General features: G+C 72.4%; 19 protein-coding genes. 15 read left to right on the top strand and 4 right to left on the bottom strand.

The window, feature by feature from the left end; all coding sequences use genetic code 11:
• Window positions 1-26: 26 nt before the first annotated feature.
• The 3 genes from IE245_RS20490 to prcA are packed head-to-tail and all read left to right on the top strand — an operon-like array spanning window position 27 to window position 2,216.
• Window positions 27-626, top strand: coding sequence for an endonuclease VII domain-containing protein (locus tag IE245_RS20490; protein WP_189949651.1), 600 nt, complete (start codon window positions 27-29; stop codon window positions 624-626).
• Window positions 578-1,417 (top strand): proteasome subunit beta, encoded by an 840-nt coding sequence (prcB, locus tag IE245_RS20485; protein WP_189949649.1) that lies wholly within the window; start codon window positions 578-580, stop codon window positions 1,415-1,417. Before IE245_RS20490 ends, prcB begins: the two co-directional genes overlap by 49 nt.
• 46 nt (window positions 1,418-1,463) lie before the next feature.
• Window positions 1,464-2,216: a proteasome subunit alpha gene (gene prcA / locus IE245_RS20480; RefSeq protein WP_189949647.1), complete on the top strand. Its 753-nt coding sequence runs from the start codon at window positions 1,464-1,466 to the stop codon at window positions 2,214-2,216.
• A gap of 63 nt (window positions 2,217-2,279) precedes the next feature.
• On the opposite strand, the gene IE245_RS20475 is transcribed toward prcA, so the two are convergent.
• Entirely contained in the window at window positions 2,280-3,299 is a 1,020-nt protein-coding gene (locus IE245_RS20475; RefSeq protein ID WP_189949699.1) for a LacI family DNA-binding transcriptional regulator, read from the bottom strand.
• A gap of 144 nt (window positions 3,300-3,443) precedes the next feature.
• On the opposite strand from IE245_RS20475, the gene IE245_RS20470 reads away from it, so the two are divergent.
• The 12 genes from IE245_RS20470 (at window position 3,444) to IE245_RS20415 (ending at window position 16,383) form a co-directional block, all read left to right on the top strand.
• A complete protein-coding gene (locus IE245_RS20470) occupies window positions 3,444-4,715 on the top strand; it encodes an MFS transporter (RefSeq protein WP_189949645.1) in 1,272 nt (423 codons plus the stop codon).
• Between the two features lie 69 nt (window positions 4,716-4,784).
• Entirely contained in the window at window positions 4,785-6,146 is a 1,362-nt protein-coding gene (gene pafA / locus IE245_RS20465; RefSeq protein ID WP_189949642.1) for a Pup--protein ligase, read from the top strand.
• Between the two features lie 118 nt (window positions 6,147-6,264).
• Complete coding sequence (locus IE245_RS20460) at window positions 6,265-7,200, top strand: FKBP-type peptidyl-prolyl cis-trans isomerase (protein WP_189949640.1); 936 nt, start codon at window positions 6,265-6,267, stop codon at window positions 7,198-7,200.
• Between the two features lie 96 nt (window positions 7,201-7,296).
• Window positions 7,297-7,677, top strand: coding sequence for an FKBP-type peptidyl-prolyl cis-trans isomerase (locus IE245_RS20455; RefSeq protein WP_189949638.1), 381 nt, complete (start codon window positions 7,297-7,299; stop codon window positions 7,675-7,677).
• A 127-nt stretch (window positions 7,678-7,804) separates the two neighbouring features.
• Complete coding sequence (locus IE245_RS20450; protein WP_189949636.1) at window positions 7,805-8,761, top strand: helix-turn-helix transcriptional regulator; 957 nt, start codon at window positions 7,805-7,807, stop codon at window positions 8,759-8,761.
• A gap of 16 nt (window positions 8,762-8,777) precedes the next feature.
• Window positions 8,778-9,743: a helix-turn-helix transcriptional regulator gene (locus tag IE245_RS20445; protein ID WP_189949634.1), complete on the top strand. Its 966-nt coding sequence runs from the start codon at window positions 8,778-8,780 to the stop codon at window positions 9,741-9,743.
• A gap of 140 nt (window positions 9,744-9,883) precedes the next feature.
• Entirely contained in the window at window positions 9,884-10,129 is a 246-nt protein-coding gene (locus IE245_RS20440) for a hypothetical protein (protein WP_373305361.1), read from the top strand.
• Between the two features lie 35 nt (window positions 10,130-10,164).
• Complete coding sequence (locus IE245_RS20435; RefSeq protein ID WP_189949630.1) at window positions 10,165-10,362, top strand: hypothetical protein; 198 nt, start codon at window positions 10,165-10,167, stop codon at window positions 10,360-10,362.
• A 188-nt stretch (window positions 10,363-10,550) separates the two neighbouring features.
• The gene (tatA, locus tag IE245_RS20430; protein WP_189949628.1) at window positions 10,551-10,835 is read left to right on the top strand and encodes a Sec-independent protein translocase subunit TatA; all 285 of its coding nucleotides are present in this window, start codon (window positions 10,551-10,553) and stop codon (window positions 10,833-10,835) included.
• An 80-nt stretch (window positions 10,836-10,915) separates the two neighbouring features.
• Window positions 10,916-11,872, top strand: a complete 957-nt coding sequence (gene tatC, locus IE245_RS20425) for a twin-arginine translocase subunit TatC (RefSeq protein WP_506005185.1) — start codon at window positions 10,916-10,918, stop codon at window positions 11,870-11,872.
• A gap of 128 nt (window positions 11,873-12,000) precedes the next feature.
• On the top strand, window positions 12,001-14,829 hold the full coding sequence (locus tag IE245_RS20420; RefSeq protein ID WP_189949625.1) for a DEAD/DEAH box helicase: 2,829 nt from the start codon (window positions 12,001-12,003) through the stop codon (window positions 14,827-14,829).
• A gap of 168 nt (window positions 14,830-14,997) precedes the next feature.
• Window positions 14,998-16,383 carry a cytochrome P450 gene (locus IE245_RS20415; RefSeq protein ID WP_189949623.1) on the top strand — a complete coding sequence of 462 codons (1,386 nt, stop codon included), beginning with the start codon at window positions 14,998-15,000 and terminating at the stop codon, window positions 16,381-16,383.
• A gap of 52 nt (window positions 16,384-16,435) precedes the next feature.
• Here the strand turns inward: IE245_RS20415 and IE245_RS20410 are convergent, their stop codons facing one another.
• From IE245_RS20410 to IE245_RS20400, 3 genes are all read right to left on the bottom strand, one after another.
• Window positions 16,436-17,365: an ADP-ribosylglycohydrolase family protein gene (locus IE245_RS20410; protein ID WP_189949621.1), complete on the bottom strand. Its 930-nt coding sequence runs from the start codon at window positions 17,363-17,365 to the stop codon at window positions 16,436-16,438.
• 125 nt (window positions 17,366-17,490) lie between these two features.
• A complete protein-coding gene (locus IE245_RS20405; RefSeq protein WP_189949619.1) occupies window positions 17,491-18,339 on the bottom strand; it encodes a siderophore-interacting protein in 849 nt (282 codons plus the stop codon).
• A gap of 70 nt (window positions 18,340-18,409) precedes the next feature.
• Window positions 18,410-19,321 (bottom strand): 5'-3' exonuclease, encoded by a 912-nt coding sequence (locus tag IE245_RS20400; protein ID WP_189949696.1) that lies wholly within the window; start codon window positions 19,319-19,321, stop codon window positions 18,410-18,412.
• Between the last annotated feature and the right edge of the window lie 292 nt (window positions 19,322-19,613).

Here is a 19,613-nt window from a genome sequence, read left to right as displayed (position 1 = left end):
GAAGGTGAAGTCGCAGGGGTGGGGAGATGTCGGATGCCGTCAAACATTGCCGCGGTTGCGGGAGGGACGTCCCGCTGGCCGGGTTCGCGCAGGACTGCAATCGCGGTGACGGACTGCAGGTGAGGTGCCGGGAATGCGTTTCGGCCTACGGGGCCGAGCGCTACCGGATCAGACAGGCAGCCAAGGGCAAGGTCGTCCGAAGCGCGGTGGACGTACCGGTGGGGCACAAGCTCTGCCGGCAGTGCGGTGAGGTCAAGCCGCATGACGACTGGCATCGCAACGCCACCGCGTCGGACGGCCTCGCCACTCGCTGCAAGGCGTGCAAGAAGGCCCAGGGGCGAGCCGGGCATCTCAAGCGTCAGTACGGCATCACCGAAGTCCAGCGCGAGCAGATGATCGCCGACCAGGGTGGTGTCTGCGTGATCTGCCAGGCGGGTCCGGCGGAGCATGTGGATCACGATCATCGGACGGGTAAGGTCCGAGGCGTACTGTGCTTCAGCTGCAACGCGGCTCTGGGGCAACTCAAGGATCGGCCGGACGTCATCAGGCGTGCAGCCGCATACGTGGAAGGAAACCTGTGGAACCCAACACTCGTAGCACAGGGCGTCTACCGGCAGCCTTCCTGACGCCGGGGTCCTCGTCCTTCATCGACTTCCTCGCCGACCACTCGCCGGAGCTGCTGCCGGGCAACCGGAAGCTGCCGGAGGGGATCGTCGAGGCTCCGCACGGCACCACCATCGTGGCCGCGACGTTCCCGGGGGGCGTCGTGCTCGCGGGTGACCGGCGGGCCACCATGGGCAACATGATCGCGCAGCGGGACATCGAGAAGGTGTTCCCGGCGGACGAGTACTCCGCGGTCGGCATCGCCGGCACCGCCGGTCTCGCCGTCGAGATGGTGAAGCTCTTCCAGCTGGAGCTGGAGCACTTCGAGAAGGTGGAGGGCGCCACGCTCTCCCTGGAGGGCAAGGCGAACCGTCTCTCCACCATGATCCGCAGCAACCTCGGCATGGCCATGCAGGGCCTCGCCGTCGTGCCTCTCTTCGCAGGCTGGGACGAGGGCCGCGAGAAGGGCCGGATCTTCTCGTACGACGTGACCGGCGGCCGCTCAGAGGAGCACGGCTTCGCCGCCACCGGCTCGGGTTCCATCTTCGCCCGCGGCTCCATGAAGAAGCTGTACCGCGAGGACCTGACCGAGCAGCAGGCGACCACCCTGGTCGTGCAGGCGCTGTACGACGCGGCGGACGACGACTCGGCGACCGGTGGTCCGGACCTGGCCCGCCGGATCTTCCCGATCGTCACCGTCATCACCGACGAGGGCTTCCGCAGGCTGACCGAGGCGGAGTCCTCCGAGCTGGCCCGTTCGGTCACCGAGCGGCGTCTGGAGCAGCCGGACGGACCGCGCGCCGCCCTGCTCTGACCCGTACGTCGCCCCCTCACAGCCCAGAAGAAAGGGACGAGCGCCGGTGTCGACACCGTTCTACGTCTCCCCCCAGCAGGCCATGGCCGACCGCGCGGAGTACGCCCGCAAGGGCATCGCGCGGGGCCGCAGCCTCGTGGTCCTCCAGTACGCCGACGGCATCGTCTTCGTCGGCGAGAACCCGTCCCGTGCCCTGCACAAGTTCAGCGAGATCTACGACCGGATCGGCTTCGCCGCCGCCGGCAAGTACAACGAGTACGAGAACCTGCGCATCGGCGGCGTCCGCTACGCCGACCTGCGCGGCTACACCTACGACCGGGACGACGTCACCGCGCGCGGCCTGGCCAACGTCTACGCGCAGACGCTGGGCACCATCTTCTCCAGCGCCGGCGAGAAGCCGTACGAGGTGGAGCTGGTGGTCGCCGAGGTCGGTACCGAACCGGCCGGTGACCAGATCTACCGGCTGCCGCACGACGGTTCCATCGTGGACGAGCACGGCTCGGTCGCGGTGGGCGGCAACGCGGAGCAGATCAGCTCGTTCCTGGATCAACGGCACCGGGACGGGATGTCGCTCGCGGAGGCCCTGAAGCTCGCGGTGCAGGCGCTCTCCCGGGACACCAACGGCACCGAGCGGGAGATCCCCGCCGAGCGCCTGGAGGTGGCGGTCCTGGACCGCACGCGTCCGCAGCAGCGGAAGTTCAAGCGGATCGTCGGCCGCCAGCTGTCCCGTCTCCTGGAGGCGGACAACGCGGCGGCGGCGAAGACGGACGAGCCCTCGGACGAGGCCCCCGAGGAGTAGACGGGCCCGCACGCGTGGAGGGGCCCGGTCCACCTGGACCGGGCCCCTCCACGCGTTCCGGGTTCAGGGGGCCGGTGCCGGGCCTGTGGAGCCGCGCGGGACCAGTTCGGCGGGCAGGACGTCCGAGCGGGCCGGTTCGCCCGCCAGGACGGCGAGCAGCGCCTCCATGCCCCGGCGGCCGAACTCCTCGGCGGGGAGCCGGACGGTGGTGAGTTCCGGTTCGACCGCGGTCGCGAGCGCCATGTCGTCGAAGCCGGTGACCGACAGGTCCTCCGGCACCCGCAGGCCGAGCCGTCGGGCGGCCTTGCAGACACCGGCCGCGAGGATGTCGTCGTCGCAGACGACGGCCGTGGGGCGGGGGCCGGGCGCGGCGAGGGCGGCCCCGGCGGCCTCCCGTGCGGCCGCGACGGTCAGCGGGGACCGCACGGTGCGGACCTCGGCTCCGCGCAGCGCCTCGCCGAGCGCGGCGGCCCGGACGTCGAAGGTCCAGGAGGGGGCGGCGGAGGCCAGGTGGAGGAAGCGGCGGTGGCCGAGGGCGAGCAGGTGGGCGGTGACGAGCCGCATGCCCCGGGCGACGTCGAGGTTGACGTGGGCGGCCGCGCCCGTGTCCGCCGGGTCGCTGTCGAGCATGACGAGCGGCAGTTCGCCGCCCCGGAAGGCCTCCAGGGCGGCGGTGGCCATGGAGGAGGCCAGGACGCCGTCCAGGGCCGTCTGGGCGGAGGCGAAGGGGTCGCGGGCCGGGCCGACGCCGTCGGGGGAGGGGTAGAGCACGACGCCGAAGCCGTGGTCGGCGGCGACGGCCGCCGCGCCGGTGTACACGTGGGCGAAGAACTCGTTGGTGAGGGCGGGGACGACGAGCAGGGCGGTGCGGGTGCGGCCGAGGCGCAGGTTGCGGGCCGCGAGGTTGGGCCGGTAGCCGAGCTCGCGGGCGGCCTCCCGGACGGTGCCGGCGGTGCGTTCCGACACGCGGCCGCGCCACTTCTCGCCGAGGACGAGCGAGACGGTGGCCTGGGAGACGCCTGCTGCCCGGGCCACGTCCTTGCTGGTCGGACGGGTGGCGCCCAGGGGTTCGGGGGTCTGCACGGGGCCTCCGCGTCGGGCGCTGTCGGTGGGGAGCCGGTCGGTGGGGTGGGGCGCGGGGTGGACCCGCGTCACGTCGCCATGGTACGTATGACCTCGGAAGTTATACGTAAAACCTCGGCGGGAGCCGACGGAGGGGAGACCCGCATGGCCACCGAGGCCACGGCACACGGCGGCTACCGCGACATCCTGCGGGCGCCGCACGCGCTCCGCCTGCTCACCGGCACCCTGGTCGGCCGACTGCCCAACGGCACCGGCCCCGTCGCCATGACCCTCTTCGTCCGCGAGCAGGGCGGCAGTTACACCCTCGCGGGCGGCCTCGTCGCCGCGTACGGCCTCGCCAACGCCGTCGGCCAGCCGCTCCTCGGCCGCGCCGTGGACCTCAAGGGCCAGCCGCGGGTCCAGCTGCCCGCCGCCGTGCTCTCCGCCCTCGGCATGGCCCTCTTCGCCCTTGCTGGCACCGGGAACCTCCCGCTCGCCTACGCCGCCGTCGTCCTCGCCGGGTTCTTCACCCCGCCGCTGGAGGGCGGCCTGAGGGCCCTCTGGCCGAGCGTCCTGGGCCGCGAGGACCGGGTCCACCGCGCCTACGCCCTCGACGCGGTCGCCCAGGAGGTCATGTTCACCGTCGGCCCGCTCCTGGTGACCCTCCTCGTCGCCCTGTGGTCGCCCGCCGCCGCCCTCCTCGTCATCAACCTCCTGGGTGTGCTCGGAGCCCTCTCCGTCGTCCTCTCCGAGCCCTCCCGGGCCTGGCGCTCCGCCCCCCGCGAGGCCCACTGGCTCGGCGCCCTGCGCTCTCCGGGGCTGCTCGCCCTGCTCGGCTCGTTCTTCTTCGTCGGCCTCGCCCTCGGCTCCATCACGGTCGCCGCCGTCGCCTACGCCGACGACCGCGGCGCCCCGTCCGTCTACGGATGGCTGATGGCCGCCCTCGGCCTCGGCGCCCTCCTCGGCGGCGTCCTCTACGGCGCCCGGCGGTGGGCCGGCGCGCCCGAGCGCCGGCTGCGCGTCCTGGTGGCGCTCCTCGCGCTCTGCTACCTGCCGCTGACGCTCATGCCCGGCCCGGTCGCCATGAGCGGCCTCGCGGCCCTCTCGGGCTTCTTCCTCGCCCCCGTCCTGGCCTGCGCCTTCATCGTGGTGGACCGGCACGCCCCGGCCGGCACGGTCACCGAGGCCTTCTCCTGGCTGGTCACGACCTTCGGCGTCGGTGCCGCCCTGGGCTCGGCCGCCGCCGGGCCCGCCGTCGAAATGGCCGGTACCGTGGCCGGTTTCGCCGTGGCGGGGGCCGGTGGCCTGGCCGCGCTGCTGGTCCTGCTCGCCACCGGACGGGTGCTGAACGACCCCGACGCGCCCGGGCGCGGCTCGCGACACGCCGTGAGCGGGGGCGCCGCCACCGCCGTGCACGCCGAAAAGAACGCCCTCTGACCGGAAAACGATCGGGACGGAAACGTCCAACCCGGTTTCAGCACAGGCCGTCAGGCGTAATGTTCAGACATGGACCGCCGCATTTTCGGGCTGGAGAACGAGTACGGCGTCACGTGCACGTTCAGGGGACAGCGCCGACTGTCTCCTGACGAAGTGGCGCGGTACCTCTTCCGCCGAGTCGTGTCATGGGGCCGCAGCAGCAATGTCTTCCTGCGGAACGGCGCCCGCCTGTACCTCGACGTGGGTTCGCATCCGGAATACGCCACACCGGAATGCGACGACGTGACCGAACTGGTCACCCACGACAAGGCCGGCGAGCGCATTCTCGAAGGTCTTCTCGTGGACGCCGAACGCCGCCTGCACGAGGAGGGAATCGCGGGCGACGTCTATCTCTTCAAGAACAACACCGACTCCGCCGGAAACTCCTACGGCTGCCACGAGAACTATCTCGTCGCCCGCCACGGCGAGTTCTCCCGCCTCGCCGACATCCTCATCCCCTTCCTGGTGACGCGTCAGCTGATCTGCGGCGCGGGCAAGGTGCTCCAGACCCCGCGGGGTGCCGTGTACTGCGTCTCCCAGCGCGCCGAGCACATCTGGGAGGGCGTCAGCTCCGCCACCACCCGCTCCCGGCCCATCATCAACACCCGGGACGAGCCGCACGCCGACGCCGAGCGCTACCGCCGGCTCCACGTCATCGTCGGCGACTCCAACATGTCCGAGACGACCATGCTCCTCAAGGTCGGCGCCACCGACCTCGTGCTGCGCATGATCGAGGCGGGCACCGTGATGCGCGACCTGACCCTGGAGAACCCGATCCGGGCCATCCGCGAGGTCAGCCACGACATCACCGGCCAGCGCAAGGTGCGGCTGGCCAGCGGCCGCGAGGCCTCCGCCCTGGAGGTGCAGCGCGAGTACTTCGAGAAGGCCTCCGACTTCGTCGACCGGCGCGGCATCCGCTCCGGCACGGTCGCCCAGGTGCTGGAACTGTGGGGCCGCACGCTCGACGCGATCGAGCAGGAGGAGCTGGACCGCATCCAGACCGAGATCGACTGGGTGATGAAGTACAAGCTCATCGAGCGGTACCGCGCCAAGCACAACATGACCATGTCGAACCCGCGGGTCGCCCAGATAGACCTCGCGTACCACGACATCCACCGCCGCCGCGGGCTGTACTACCTGCTCCAGAAGAACGGGCAGGCGGCGCGGATCTGCAACGACGTGAAGATCTTCGAGGGCAAGTCCGTGCCCCCGCAGACCACCCGGGCCCGGCTCCGCGGCGACTTCATCCGCCGCGCCCAGGAGCAGCGCCGGGACTTCACCGTCGACTGGGTCCACCTCAAGCTCAACGACCAGGCGCAGCGCACGGTCCTGTGCAAGGACCCGTTCCGCTCGGTCGACGACCGGGTGGAGAAGCTGATCGCCGGCATGTAGGACGATCACAAGAACAGGCCGGGGCCCCGCGCGTGCGACGCGCGGGGCCCTGGACGTCTCGGGCGGGTCCCCTAGAGTGTCCGGACAACTACTGTGCCGTCTGAGATCTGAGGAACACGTGCGCCGAATTGCCGGCCTTCTCGTCGTCCCGCTGCTGCTGCTCACAGCGGCCTGCGGCAGCGACACCAAAGGCTCCGATAACGCCTCGATGACCAACGGGCTCCCCGCCATCACCGCGGGCGAGAAGTTCGGCGAGAAGCCGACCCTCGCCAAGGGCGAGGGCGACCCGCCGAAGGAGCTCAAGGTCAACGTCATCAGCGAGGGCGACGGCCCGGCGACCAAGGACGGCGACGCCCTCCAGGTCAACTACCTCGGTCAGACCTGGGACTCGACGACCCCCTTCGACAACAGCTTCGACCGCGGCGAGCCCTTCACGCTCACCCTCGGCGCCGGCCAGGTCATCAAGGGCTGGGACCAGGGCCTCAAGGGCCAGAAGGTCGGCAGCCGCGTCGAGATCGGCATCCCGCCGGAGCTCGGCTACGGCGAGCAGGGCTCCCCGCCGAGCATCAAGGGCGGCGCCACCCTCGTCTTCGTCGTCGACATCCTGAAGGCGACCACGATCCCGAAGTCCGCCGAGGGCACCGTCGTCGCCCAGGAGAACAAGGACCTGCCCAAGGTCGGCACCAACACCGACGGCAAGGCCCCCTCGCTGACCGTCCCGAAGACCGACGCGCCCACGAAGCTCGTCTCGAACTACGTCATCGAGGGCAAGGGCGAGGCCGTCAAGGCCACCGACACCCTGACCGTCCAGTACCAGGGCGTGCTCTGGAAGGACGGCAAGAAGTTCGACAGCTCCTACGACCGGGGCGCCCCGGCCACCTTCCCGCTCGCCAACGTCATCAAGGGCTGGAGCAAGGGGCTGGAGGGCAAGAAGGTCGGCAGCCGCGTGCTGATCGTCGTCCCGCCGGCCGACGGCTACGGCGACCAGGCCCAGGGGCCGATCCCGGCGAAGTCGACCCTCGTCTTCACCGTGGACATCCTGGCCAAGCAGTGACGGGTTCCCGCGCGCCCCGGCCCTCCAGGCGGTAGGTTGTCGGGGTCGCGCGGGCCATCGTCCGCGCGGTTCCACCCGTATGAGGAGCACACTGCAGTGAGCATCGAGAAGCCCGAGGTCGACTTCCCGGGCGGCGAGCCGCCGGCCGACCTGGAGATCAAGGACATCTGGCAGGGCGACGGCGCGGAGGCCGCGGCCGGCGACCACGTCAAGGTCCACTACGTGGGTGTCTCCTTCAGCACCGGCGAGGAGTTCGACGCCTCCTGGAACCGCGGCGAGGCGCTGCCGTTCCAGCTCGGTGTCGGCCAGGTCATCAAGGGCTGGGACCAGGGCGTCCAGGGCATGAAGGTCGGCGGTCGCCGCCAGCTGGTCATCCCCGCGCACCTGGCCTACGGCGACCGCGGCGCCGGCGCCAAGATCGCCCCCGGCGAGACGCTGATCTTCGTCTGCGACCTGGTGGACGTGAAGAAGGGCTGACCCGGCCCCACGCACCGACGAGGGCCCCCGCCTCCGCGGCGGGGGCCCTCGGCTTTTGCCCGGACACCCCGGGGCGGTACGGTCGGACGTCCGAGAACGGAACCGGGGAAGAGGGTGCAAGGCGTCCATGGCGATTGCCAAGGCCGAGCGGCTCATGAATCTCGCGCTGTGCCTGCTCGGGACGCGGCGCGCCCTCAGCAAGCGGGAGCTGCGCGGCTCCATCGAGGCCTATCTGGAGGCCAGCGGCGACGAGGCCTTCAACCGCATGTTCGAGCGCGACAAGGACGACCTGCGCGAGCTCGGACTGGTGATCGAGACCGTCGAGAACCTCGACGGCGAGACCGGCTACCTCGCCCGCCGCGACTCCAACCGCCTCCCTCCCATCACCCTGGACGTCGAGGAGGCCGCCGCGCTGGGCCTCGCCGCCCGCGTCTGGCAGCAGGCCCGGCTCGCCGGGGCCGCCAGCGGCGCCCTCCAGAAGCTGCGCGCCGCCGGCATGCCCGAGGCCGAGGACGCCTACGAGATCCAGCCGGGCGCCCTCGAACCCCGCATCCCGGTCCACGAGGCCGCCTTCGAGCCGCTGATGCTCGCCTGCCGCGACCGGCGCCCGGTCTCCTTCGAGTACCGCAAGGCCAACGCCGCCCGCCCCGAGCCCCGCCAGGTCGAGCCCTGGACGCTGGAGTGCTGGCGCGGCCACTGGTACCTCGCCGGCTGGGACCGCGACCGCGGCGCCGAGCGCGTCTTCCGCCTCTCCCGCATCACCGGCAAGGTCCGCTCCCGGGCCGGCGCCTTCACCGCGCCGGTGCCCGACGCCGTCACCGTCCGCGAGACCGTCGAGAGCTGGGCGGGGGAGACCGCCACCCGCTCCGCCCGGATCCGGCTGCGGAGCGGCTGCGGCTATCCGCTGCGGGCCCGCGCCACCGAGACGCGCGAGGGCGCCGACGGCTGGGACGAGCTGGAGATCCCGTACGGGCACGGCCTCGACGCCTGGCTCGTCGAGTTCGGCCCCGACGTCGTCGTACTGGAACCGGCCGACCTGAGGGCCGACGTGGTGGAGCGGCTGCGCGCCGTCGCCAAGGGCTGAGGGGAAGACGAACCGCATGGCTGCCAACGCGATCGACCAGACGAGGCGGATGCTCTCCCTCGTCACCTACCTCCGGGAACGCCCCGGCGCGCACGTCGCCGACGTGGCCCGCGCCTTCGGCATCACCGAGGACGAGCTCATCTCCGACCTCGACGTGCTGCCCATGTGCGGCACCAGCTTCCGGGGCGGCGACCTCCTCGACATCGACACCGACGGCGACCGGATCTGGTGGCGCAACCCGGGCGCCCTGAGCGCGGAGGCCTCCGAGCCGCTGCGGCTCGCCGCCGACGAGGCCACCGCCCTGCTCGTCGCCGCCCGCGCCGTCGCCACCCTGCCGGGGCTGCGGGAGGGCGACCGGGACGCGCTGGTGCGCGCCACCGCCAAGCTGGAGGCCGCCGCGGGCGAGGCCGCCGGCGCCAGCGCCCGGCTCTCGGTCACCTTCGAGTCCGAGGGCGGCGTCTTCGCCGAGGTGGACCGCGCCATCTCCGAGCGCAAGCGGCTCTGGCTCCGCTACTACTCGCCGGCCCGCGACGAGCTCACCGAGCGCGAGGTCGACCCCATCCGCCTCTTCGCGGTCGGTCACACCTACATGGAGGCGTGGTGCCGCCTCTCGGAGGACCGCCGCACCTTCCGGCTCGACCGGGTCGCCGAGATCCGGATCCTGGAGGAGGCCGCCGCGCCCCCGGAGCTGGAGCTGCGGGACCTCTCCGAGGGGCTGGTCCAGCCCTCCGCCGACGACCCGGAGGTCGTGGTCGAGGTCGGACCCGGCGGGCGCTGGGTCGCCGAGTACTACCCCCACGACCGGGCCGACGAGCTGCCCGACGGCGGCCTGCGGATCACCCTGCGGACCCCCGACCCGGCCTCGCTGAAGCGGCTCGCGCTGCGGCTCGGCAGCGACGGGCGGATCGTCGCGCCGACCGGGCTCGCGGACAGCGCCCGCGAGGCGGCGGCGGCGGCCCTGGCCGCGTACGAGGGCGTGTGACCCGTCTCTCGTACGAGGGTGGGTGACCGGCCCCGGCGCGAGGGCCGGGCGGGAAGGCCGCTCCCGAGGGGGGCGACTTTCCCGAGTGGCAGCGAATCCCAGCGAGTCTTCCAGGTAGAGAGTTGAGGGAAATGTCCGTGATGTCCGGCTTGTCGGCGTCGATCGCCCCGGTCCTCTTCAAGGCCGCCTGCCCCGACTGCCGCTGCCGCTTCGAACTGGCCGCCGGCGCTCTGCGCCTGGCCATCGGGGCCAGCCGCCGCACCACCTTCTACTCCTTCACCTGCCCCGAATGCGGAAGCTCCGTCCGCAAGCCCGCCGGCGAGCGCATCGTCGAACTCCTCACCGGCGGCGGCGTCCGCACCCTCCGCCTCCACACCACCGCCTGACCGGCGCCCCACCCCGAAAACGCTAGGCTCCGCCCATGTTCTGGCCCATGCTCGCGATCGCCCTCGGCTTCCTCGGCCTCGCCGTCCTCGGCGTCCTCGCCGTCCGGGTCTTCCTGGAGGTGCGGCGTCTCGGTCGACAAGTGGAAGACACCACACGGCGCATCCAGCGCGCCGCGGACGACCTGGAGACCGCGGCCGGCGGACTGGCGCGAACAAGCCGTTCCCTGCCGTGAGTCGAAAGGCCCGACCCCGGGCCGATACGGCCTGATCAGGGCCCCTCGGACGCAATCGCGAGTACGCACGGGCATTGCCCGACGTTTACTCCTGCGGGTTACGATCGCAGACAGCGCGGAGGCCGGACGCATGTCCGACCGGCCGGGCACGCACCCATGCCGCCTCGGTGAGAAGAGAGACCACAGTCATGTTCCGTCAGATCGGTCCCCTGGAGATCAGCCTCATCCTGCTGGTCGTCGTGCTCCTCTTCGGTGCCAAGAAGCTCCCGGAGATGGCCCGCTCCCTCGGCAAGTCGGCCCGCATCCTCAAGAGCGAGGCCAAGGCCATGAAGTCGGAGGGCCAGGAGGCCGCTCCGGCCGAGGCCCCGGCCGACCAGGCCGCCCCCGCGGCCCCGCGCACCATCAAGGCCGCCCCCGGCGACGTCACCGGCGCCCGTCCCGTGACCGAGGCGTCGGACACCACCCAGCGCTGACCCGGCCCGCGCCGGCCGCTGAACCGTTCGCCCGCAAGTTCGCCGCCCAGCGGCCTGCCCGCACGAGATGAGGACGTGGGTTGCTGAAGTCTGCCCGCATCAAGAAGGAGAAGGACCCCGAGGGGCGGATGCCGCTCGCGGACCACCTCCGTGAGCTGCGCAACCGCCTGGCCAAGGCGATGCTGGCGGTCGTGCTCGCCTCCGTGGTGGCCGCGTTCTTCAGCCAGCAGCTGATGGACCTCCTGTCGTCCCCCGTACCGAAGTGCCCTCCGGACACCTCCCTGTCCGAGAACACCGGCGGACGGTGCGTCGTCATCGCCTACCAGACCATGCTCTCCCCCTTCACCTCGACGGTGAAGGTGATCATGCTGGCGGGTCTCATCGCCTCCAGCCCGGTCTGGCTGTACCAGCTGTGGGCCTTCGTCGCGCCCGGCCTCCACAGGAGCGAGAAGAAGTACACGTACTGGTTCGCCGCCATCGCCGTCCCGCTCTTCGCGGCCGGCGCCTACACGGCGTTCCTGATCATGCCGGTCAGCGTCCGGGTCCTCATCAGCATCACGCCCGACGTCGCCTCGAACTTCCTCTCCCTCGACGACCTCCTGGACTTCACCACCAGGATGGTGCTCGTCTTCGGCCTCGCCTTCGAACTGCCGCTCCTGCTGATCATGCTCAACCTCACCGGCGTGGTCACCGGCAAGCGCATGGCCGGCTGGTGGCGCGCCATGGTGATGGGCACCTTCGTCTTCGGAGCCGTCGCCACCCCGTCCACCGACCCGGTCGGCATGATCGCCCTCGCCGGGCCGATCATCGTCCTGTACTTCATCGCCGTCGGCTTCTCGCTCCTCAACGACAGGCGGCGGGCCCGCAACAACCCCGACGCCCAGCTCGCCGACGACGAGGCGTCCGTACTGGACCTCACCCCCGAGCCCGTCGGAGCCCTGGACCCCGTCCCCGCCGCCCGCGCCCTGCCCGAGCAGGCCACCGGCGACAGCGACGGCGCCCGCGCCCACCGCGCCGGCTACGACGACATCACCTGACCCCGGCCCGGTCGCCCCAGGTCCCCCCGGACGCGAACCGGGGGGACCTCGTCGTCTCCGGGAAGCCGTGAAGCCCCTCGATAAAGATCGCGTCACTGTCGGAGGGGGCGGGTAGGCTCGAAGGCAAGATGACAGAGGACCTCACCCCAGCCGAGGCGTACGCGGCCGCACGGGCGCGCAACGCGGAGCAGGCCACCGCGCTGGCCCCCTTCCGAGAGATGTACGAATTCGGACTGGACGCGTTCCAGATCGAGGCGTGCCAGGCTCTCGAAGCGGGCAAGGGCGTGCTCGTCGCCGCCCCCACGGGCTCCGGCAAGACCATCGTCGGCGAGTTCGCCGTCCACCTCGCCCTCACCCAGGGCCGCAAGTGCTTCTACACGACGCCCATCAAGGCGCTGTCGAACCAGAAGTACGCCGATCTCGTCAAGCGGTACGGCCCCGGCAAGGTCGGCCTGCTCACCGGCGACAACAGCGTGAACGGCGACGCGCCGATCGTCGTCATGACCACCGAGGTCCTCCGCAACATGCTCTACGCGGGGTCCCAGGCGCTCTCCGGCCTCGGCTACGTCGTCATGGACGAGGTCCACTACCTCTCCGACCGGTTCCGCGGCGCCGTCTGGGAGGAAGTGATCATCCACCTCCCCGAGTCGGTCACCCTCGTCTCCCTCTCCGCCACCGTCTCCAACGCCGAGGAGTTCGGCGACTGGCTCGACACCGTCCGTGGTGACACCGAGGTCATCGTCTCCGAGAGCCGGCCCGTCCCGCTCTGGCAGCACGTGCTCGCCGGCCGCCGGATGTACGACCTCTTCGAGGAGGAGACCGACCACGGCGGCCGCGGCGCCGGCCGCCGCGAGGTCAACCCCGACCTCCTCCGCCTCGCCCGCACCGAGAACTCGCGCACGTACAACCCCCGGGACCGCCGCCGCGGCAAGATGGTCCGCGAGGCCGACCGCGAGCGCGAGCGCCGCCAGCGCTCCCGCATCTGGACCCCCGGCCGCCCCGAGGTCATCGAGCGCCTCGACAACGAGGGCCTGCTCCCGGCCATCACCTTCATCTTCAGCCGCGCCGGCTGCGAGGCCGCCGTCCAGCAGTGCCTCTACGCCGGCCTCAGGCTCAACGACGACGAGGGCCGCCGCCGCGTCCGCGAGATCGTCGAGGCCCGCACCGCCTCCATCCCCGACGAGGACCTCCACGTCCTCGGCTACTTCGAGTGGCTGGAGGCGCTGGAGCGCGGCATCGCCGCCCACCACGCCGGCATGCTCCCCACCTTCAAGGAGGTCGTCGAGGAGCTCTTCGTCCGCGGCCTCGTCAAGGCCGTCTTCGCCACCGAGACGCTCGCCCTGGGCATCAACATGCCCGCCCGGTCGGTCGTCCTGGAGAAGCTGGTCAAGTGGAACGGCGAGCAGCACGCCGACATCACCCCCGGCGAGTACACCCAGCTCACCGGCCGGGCCGGCCGCCGTGGCATCGACGTCGAGGGCCACGCCGTCGTCCTCTGGCAGCGCGGCCTCGACCCGGAGCACCTCGCCGGGCTCGCCGGAACCCGCACCTACCCGCTGCGCTCCAGCTTCCGCCCCTCGTACAACATGGCGGTCAACCTGGTCGAGCAGTTCGGCCGCCACCGCTCCAGGGAGCTCCTGGAGACCTCCTTCGCCCAGTTCCAGGCGGACCGCTCCGTCGTCGGCATCTCCCGCCAGGTCCAGCGGAACGAGGAGGGGCTGGAGGGCTACCGCGAGGGCATGACCTGCCACCTCGGCGACTTCGAGGAGTACGCGCGGCTCCGCCGCGACCTCAAGGACCGCGAGACGGACCTGGCCAAGCAGGGCGCCGCCCAGCGGCGCGCCCAGGCCGCCGCCTCCCTGGAGAAGCTGAAGCCCGGCGACGTCATCCACGTGCCCACCGGCAAGTTCGCCGGCCTCGCGCTCGTCCTCGACCCCGGCATCCCGGCCGGCCGCACCAACGGCCACCGCGGCTTCGAGCACCACGACGGGCCACGGCCCCTCGTCCTCACCGCCGAGCGGCAGGTCAAGCGCCTCGCCTCCATCGACTTCCCCGTCCCGGTGGAGGCCCTGGAGCGCATGCGGGTCCCCAAGTCGTTCAACCCGCGCTCCCCGCAGTCCCGCCGCGACCTCGCCTCGGCGCTCCGCTCCAAGGCCGGGCACATCAACCCCGAGCGGCACCGCAAGCAGCGCTCCGGCGCGGCCGACGACCGCGAGATCGCGCGGCTGCGCTCGGCGATCCGCGCCCACCCCTGCCACGGCTGCGACGAGCGCGAGGACCACGCCCGCTGGGCCGAGCGCTACCACCGCCTCCAGCGCGACACCAAGCAGCTGGAGCGGCGCATCGAGGGCCGGACGAACACCATCGCCCGCACCTTCGACCGGATCGTCGCGCTCCTCACCGAGCTCGACTACCTGCGCGGCGACGAGGTCACCGACAACGGCAAGCGGCTCGCCCGCCTCTACGGCGAACTCGACCTCCTCGCCAGCGAATGCCTCCGCGAAGGCGTCTGGGAGGGGCTCGCCCCCGCCGAGCTCGCCGCCTGCGTCTCCGCCCTCGTCTTCGAGGCGCGGCAGGCCGACGACGCCGTGGCGCCGAAGGTGCCCGGCGGCCAGGCCAAGGCGGCGCTCGCCGAGATGGTCCACATCTGGGGCCGGCTCGACGCACTGGAGGAGGAGTTCAAGATCAACCAGGCGGAGGGCGTCGGCCAGCGCGAGCCCGACCTCGGCTTCGCCTGGGCCGCCTACCAGTGGGCCTCCGACAAGAGCCTCGACGAGGTGCTGCGCGAGGCGGAGATGCCGGCCGGCGACTTCGTCCGCTGGTGCAAGCAGGTCATCGACGTCCTCGGACAGATCGCCGCGGCGGCCCCCAAGGAGAACAGCACGGTCGCGAAGAACGCGCGCAAGGCCGTGGACGCGCTGCTGCGCGGTGTGGTGGCGTACAGCTCGGTGGGCTGACGTCGCGTCACTTCCCGCTGGGAGGGCCCGTGGTGGAGGACACCGCGGGCCCTCCCGCCGTTTCGGCGCGGTTGTCCACAGGCCGTCGTCCACAGGGGTGGCGCGGTGGCCCTGCCTTCCGCTTGCATGGACTCGCACAGGGGACAGCGAGTGGGGGAGGGGCCGTACATGACCACGCACGCCGGCGCGGAGGCGGGAAGCGCCATCACCATCGCCGAGGGACCGCGCGGGGTGCCGGTGCTCGGCAATCTGCCGGCCTTCGGCAAGGACCCGCTCGCCTTCTTCGAACAGCTGCGGGAGCGGGGCGACTTCGTCCGCTGGCGGTTCGGCCCCAGCCCCGCGCTCTTCATCGCCCACCCCGAGACCATCGGCGAACTCCTCACCGGGATCGAGTCCGCCTTCGACCAGCCGGACCTGGGCATCGCGCTGCGCACCCTGCTCGGGAACGGCGTGGTGGTCGCCAAGGGCCGCGACTGGCGCCGCAAGCGCTCGCTGGTCCAGCCGTCGGTCCGCCCCAAGCAGGTCCGCTCCTACGCGGCGACCATGACGGAGTGCGCCGTCGCCCTCGCCGACCGCTGGTCGGACGGGCAGCGGATCGACATCAAGAAGGAGATGGCGGCCCTCACCCAGCTCATCGCCGTCCGCACCATCTTCGGGGCCGACACCGCCGCCGACGCGGAGGCCATCGGGCGGGCGATGGACGTCGCCCAGCAGGAGATCGGCGCCGAGCTGAGCGGGATCGGCGCCCTCCTGCCCGACTGGGTCCCCACCCCCGGACGGGCCCGCGTCAAGCGCGCCACCGCCGTCATCGACGCCGAGGTCGCCCGCCTCGTCGCCCGCCACCGGGACGGCGACGAGGACCGCCCCGACCTCCTCAGCCGGCTTCTGACCGCCCGGGACGAGACGGGCGCCCAGCTCTCCGACCGCGAGATCCGCGACGAGACGGTCACCCTCTACATCGGCGGCCACGAGACCACCAGCTCCACCCTCGTCTGGGCCTGGTACCTCCTCTCCCGCGACGAGAAGGTCCGGCGGACGCTGACCGAGGAGCTCGACCGGGTCCTCGCCGACCACGAGCCCGGCCACGACGACTACGCCTCCCTCACCTACACCCAGGCCGTGATCAAGGAGACCCTCCGCCTCTACCCCACGATCTGGCTGCTCACCGGCGTCGCCAAGGAGGGCGCCACCCTCGGCGGCACCCCCGTCCCGCCCGGCACCCGCGTCTGGTCCAGCCAGTGGGCCACCCACCGCGACCCCCGCTGGTACGGCGACGCCGACACCTTCCGCCCCGAGCGCTGGCTCACCGACGACGAGGCCGCGCCGGCCGAGAAGATCCCCGAATACGCCTGGTACCCCTTCGGCGGCGGCCCCCGCGTCTGCCTCGGCACCCGCTTCGCCCTCGTGGAAGCGGTCCTCGTCCTCGCCGTCCTCGCCCGCCGCTACGACCTGGACGTGGACCCCGAGGAGATACGCCCGGTCCCCGGCCTCACCCTCCAGCCCCACCGCGAGGTCTTGGCCCACGTCCGGGCACGGGGGAGCGCGACGGGGTGACCGGGCGTGCGGTTCGGCGGCGTGGCGGTTCAGCGGACGGACGGAACCGGGGTCAGGTGCTGAGGCGCAGAGCGAGCGCCAGCGACCGTAGGTCGCCCGCACGCAGGACGCGGCCGCCGAAACCGGGAAGGGGGACGTGCAGCGCGGCCGTCCAGCGGTCCGGGATCGCCCCGGCGCCGTGCACGGCGCCCGCCAGCATGCCGGTGACGGCGGCCACCGTGTCGGTGTCCCCACCGAGATCGACGGCAGCGGTCAGAGCCTCCTCGAAGGTGCCGGTGGTGCGCAGCGCCCACACGGCGGAGCCGAGGCAGGGCCACACGGCCCCGTTGAACTCCGTCGCGTCCTCCGGCCGCCAGCCGGGCGCCAGGACGGTGGCCCAGCGCTCCCGATGACGCGGGTCCACCTCGGCGAGGACGTCAGGGAGCGCGGCCAGGGGATCGCCGTCGAGCAGGGCCACGCGGATCAGCTCGTGCAGCAGTGCGGTGCCCTCCCAGGCGGCAGGGTCCCCGTGGGTGAGGGCGGCGAGCCGGCGGCCGGCGTCCATGGTCGCGGTCCGCCCCCGGGCGGCGAAGTGGACGGCGGCCGTGGAGGCCCGCATCAGAGAACCGTTGCCGGCGCCGCGCCCCTCCACCCGGAAGTCCAGGGCGGCCGCCCGGTCCCACGGCTCGCCGCCCAGCAGCACGCGCTCGGTCAGGAGGCCGATGTCCTTGGGATCGGCGGCAGCCCAGCGCCGGAACCGGTCGAACACGTCGGGAAGGTCGAGCCCGCCGCGGTCGAGCAGCGACTCCCCGATGAGCACCGCCATCTGGGTGTCGTCGGTGGCCTCGCCCGGGTCCCAGCCCCCGCCCCCGCACAACTCCCCGACACCGTCCGGGAACCGGGCGCTGAAGACACCGGGCAGCCCGAACTCGAAGGGCGCGCCCAACGCGTCGCCGACCGCGGAGCCGAGCACGGCGCCCACGGCGCGTTCGGGGGTGACCATGGCGCCAGGATAGGTGCCTGGAAGGGGCAGGGGAGGAGAGGGAGGGGGGAGGGGAGGGGGAGGGAGAAGGAAGGGGTAAGAGGGAAGGGGTAAGAGGGAAGGGGCTTCCCCGGTCCGGGTGTTCGTCAGGGGGTCTGGGTGGGTTCCTGTTCGCGTTCCACCTGGGCGTTCCATTCCCGCTTGATGGCGCGCCAGGCCTCGTCCGTCTTGCCATGGCGCCAGTAGCCGGAGATGGAGAGGCGTTCGCGGGGGACCTGGCGGTCCATGCGGAGGTGGCGGCGGAGTTCCTTGACGAAGCCGGCCTCGCCGTGGACGAAGGCGTGGACGTCGCCCTCGGGGAAGGGCAGGGCGCGTACGGCTTCGATGAGGGCTTCGCCGGTCGGGCGGCCGGTGCGGTGGAGCCAGGTCACCTCGATGCCCGCCTCGGTCGCGAACTTCTGCTCGTCGGCGGCGTCCTCGATCTCGATGAAGGCGTGCACCTTCGCGTTCGCGGGGAGGCGTTCGAGGGCGACCGCGATGGCCGGGAGGGCGCTCTCGTCGCCGACGAGGAGGTGCCAGTCCGCGGCCGGGTCCGGGGCGTAGCCGCCGCCGGGGCCGAGGAAGCGGACCGTCTCGCCGACCTGGGCGCGGGCCGCCCAGGGGCCCGCCAGGCCCTCGTCGCCGTGGACCACGAAGTCCAGGGTCAGCTCGCGGTGGACCGGGTCCCAGGCGCGCACCGTGTACGTGCGGGTGGTGGGCCACTGCTCGCGCGGGTACTCGGCCCGGATCCGCTCCATGTCGAAGGGCTCCGGGTAGGTGACCTCCGCGGGAGCGAAGAGCACCTTCACGTAGTGGTCGGTGAAGGACCCGGCGTCGAAACCGTCCAGGCCCGGACCGCCGAGCACGATCCGCACCATGTGCGGGGTGATGCGCTCGGTGCGCACCACGCGCGCTTCGGTGGCCTGGGGGGCCTTGCGGGCCGGCTGCTCTGCCACGGCGGGCTCTCCTGACTGCCTGGGTGAGACTTAGGTATGCCTAAGTTAACATCCCCGCCCGTTCGGCGCGTCAGCCGCGGCCGGCGAGGACCGGCAGCAGCCGGTTCACGGCGCCTCCGAGGTTCCAGCGGGCCGCCAGCGCGTCCAGGGCCGCCGGATCGCGCGGGGCCGCCGGCAGCGCCGGGTCGAAGTCGGGCAGCTTCACGTCCCGCGCGACCCGGACCACCGTCGGCGCCACGTCCAGATAGGCCGCCGCCTCCACGATCCCCCGCCGCTTGGCCGGGGTGAGCTTCGAGGTGCCGTCCTCGGCCGCCGCCCGCACGCCGGCCAGGTCGCCGTATTCCGTGATCAGCTGCGCCGCCGTCTTCTCGCCGATGCCCTTCACGCCGGGCAGGCCGTCGCTGGCGTCGCCGCGGAGGGCCGCGAAGTCGGCGTACCGGTCGGGCCGCACCCCGTACTTGGCGCGGATCAGCTCGTCGTCCACCAGGTCGCAGTCGCCGACGCCCTTGCGCGGGTACAGCACCCGGACCGCCCGCTCGTCGTCGACGAGCTGGAAGAGGTCCCGGTCACCGGTCACGATGTCCACCGGGCCCTTCGCCCGCTCCGCGAGCGTGCCGATCACGTCGTCCGCCTCGTAGCCCGCCGCGCCGATCCGGGCGATGCCGAGCGCCGCGAGGACCTCCTCGATCACCGGCACCTGCGGGGCGAGCGTGTCCGGGATCTCCTCCTCGTCCGGCCCGGTCTCCGTCTCCACGGCCACCCGGTGCGCCTTGTAGGAGGGGATCAGGTCCACCCGCCACTGGGGGCGCCAGTCCTCGTCCCAGCAGGCGACCAGGTCGTCCGGCCGGTGGTCGTGGACCAGCCGGCCGATGAAGTCGAGCAGCCCCCGCACGGCGTTGACCGGCGTCCCGTCCGGGGCCCGGACCGAGTCCGGCACGCCGAAGTACGCACGGAAGTAGAGGCTGGCGGTGTCCAGGAGCATCAGGCGTCGCGTCACACCCCGATCATGCCGCACCCGACCGACACCGTCCCGGACCGGACGCCGCCGCACCCGACCGGCACCGGCCTGGACCGGATGCCGCCGCACCCGACCGGCACCGGCCTGGACCGGATGCCGCCGCACCCGACCGGCACCGGCCCGGGCCGGACGTCGCCGCACCCTGCCGCACCGGCCCGGAGCTGCGGTCGCCGCGTCCTGCCGCACCCGCCCGGCGCCTGCCTCCCGCCCCCGCGCGGAGACCCGTCCTTCGTACGTCGCCGTGACCCCCGTCACC

Source organism: Streptomyces roseolus (assembly GCF_014649855.1).
In the GTDB taxonomy this organism is placed as follows: Bacteria; Actinomycetota; Actinomycetes; order Streptomycetales; family Streptomycetaceae; genus Streptomyces; species Streptomyces roseolus.
Note: the sequence above shows the minus strand (reverse complement) of the source record. Positions and strands in the feature narration are given on the sequence as shown.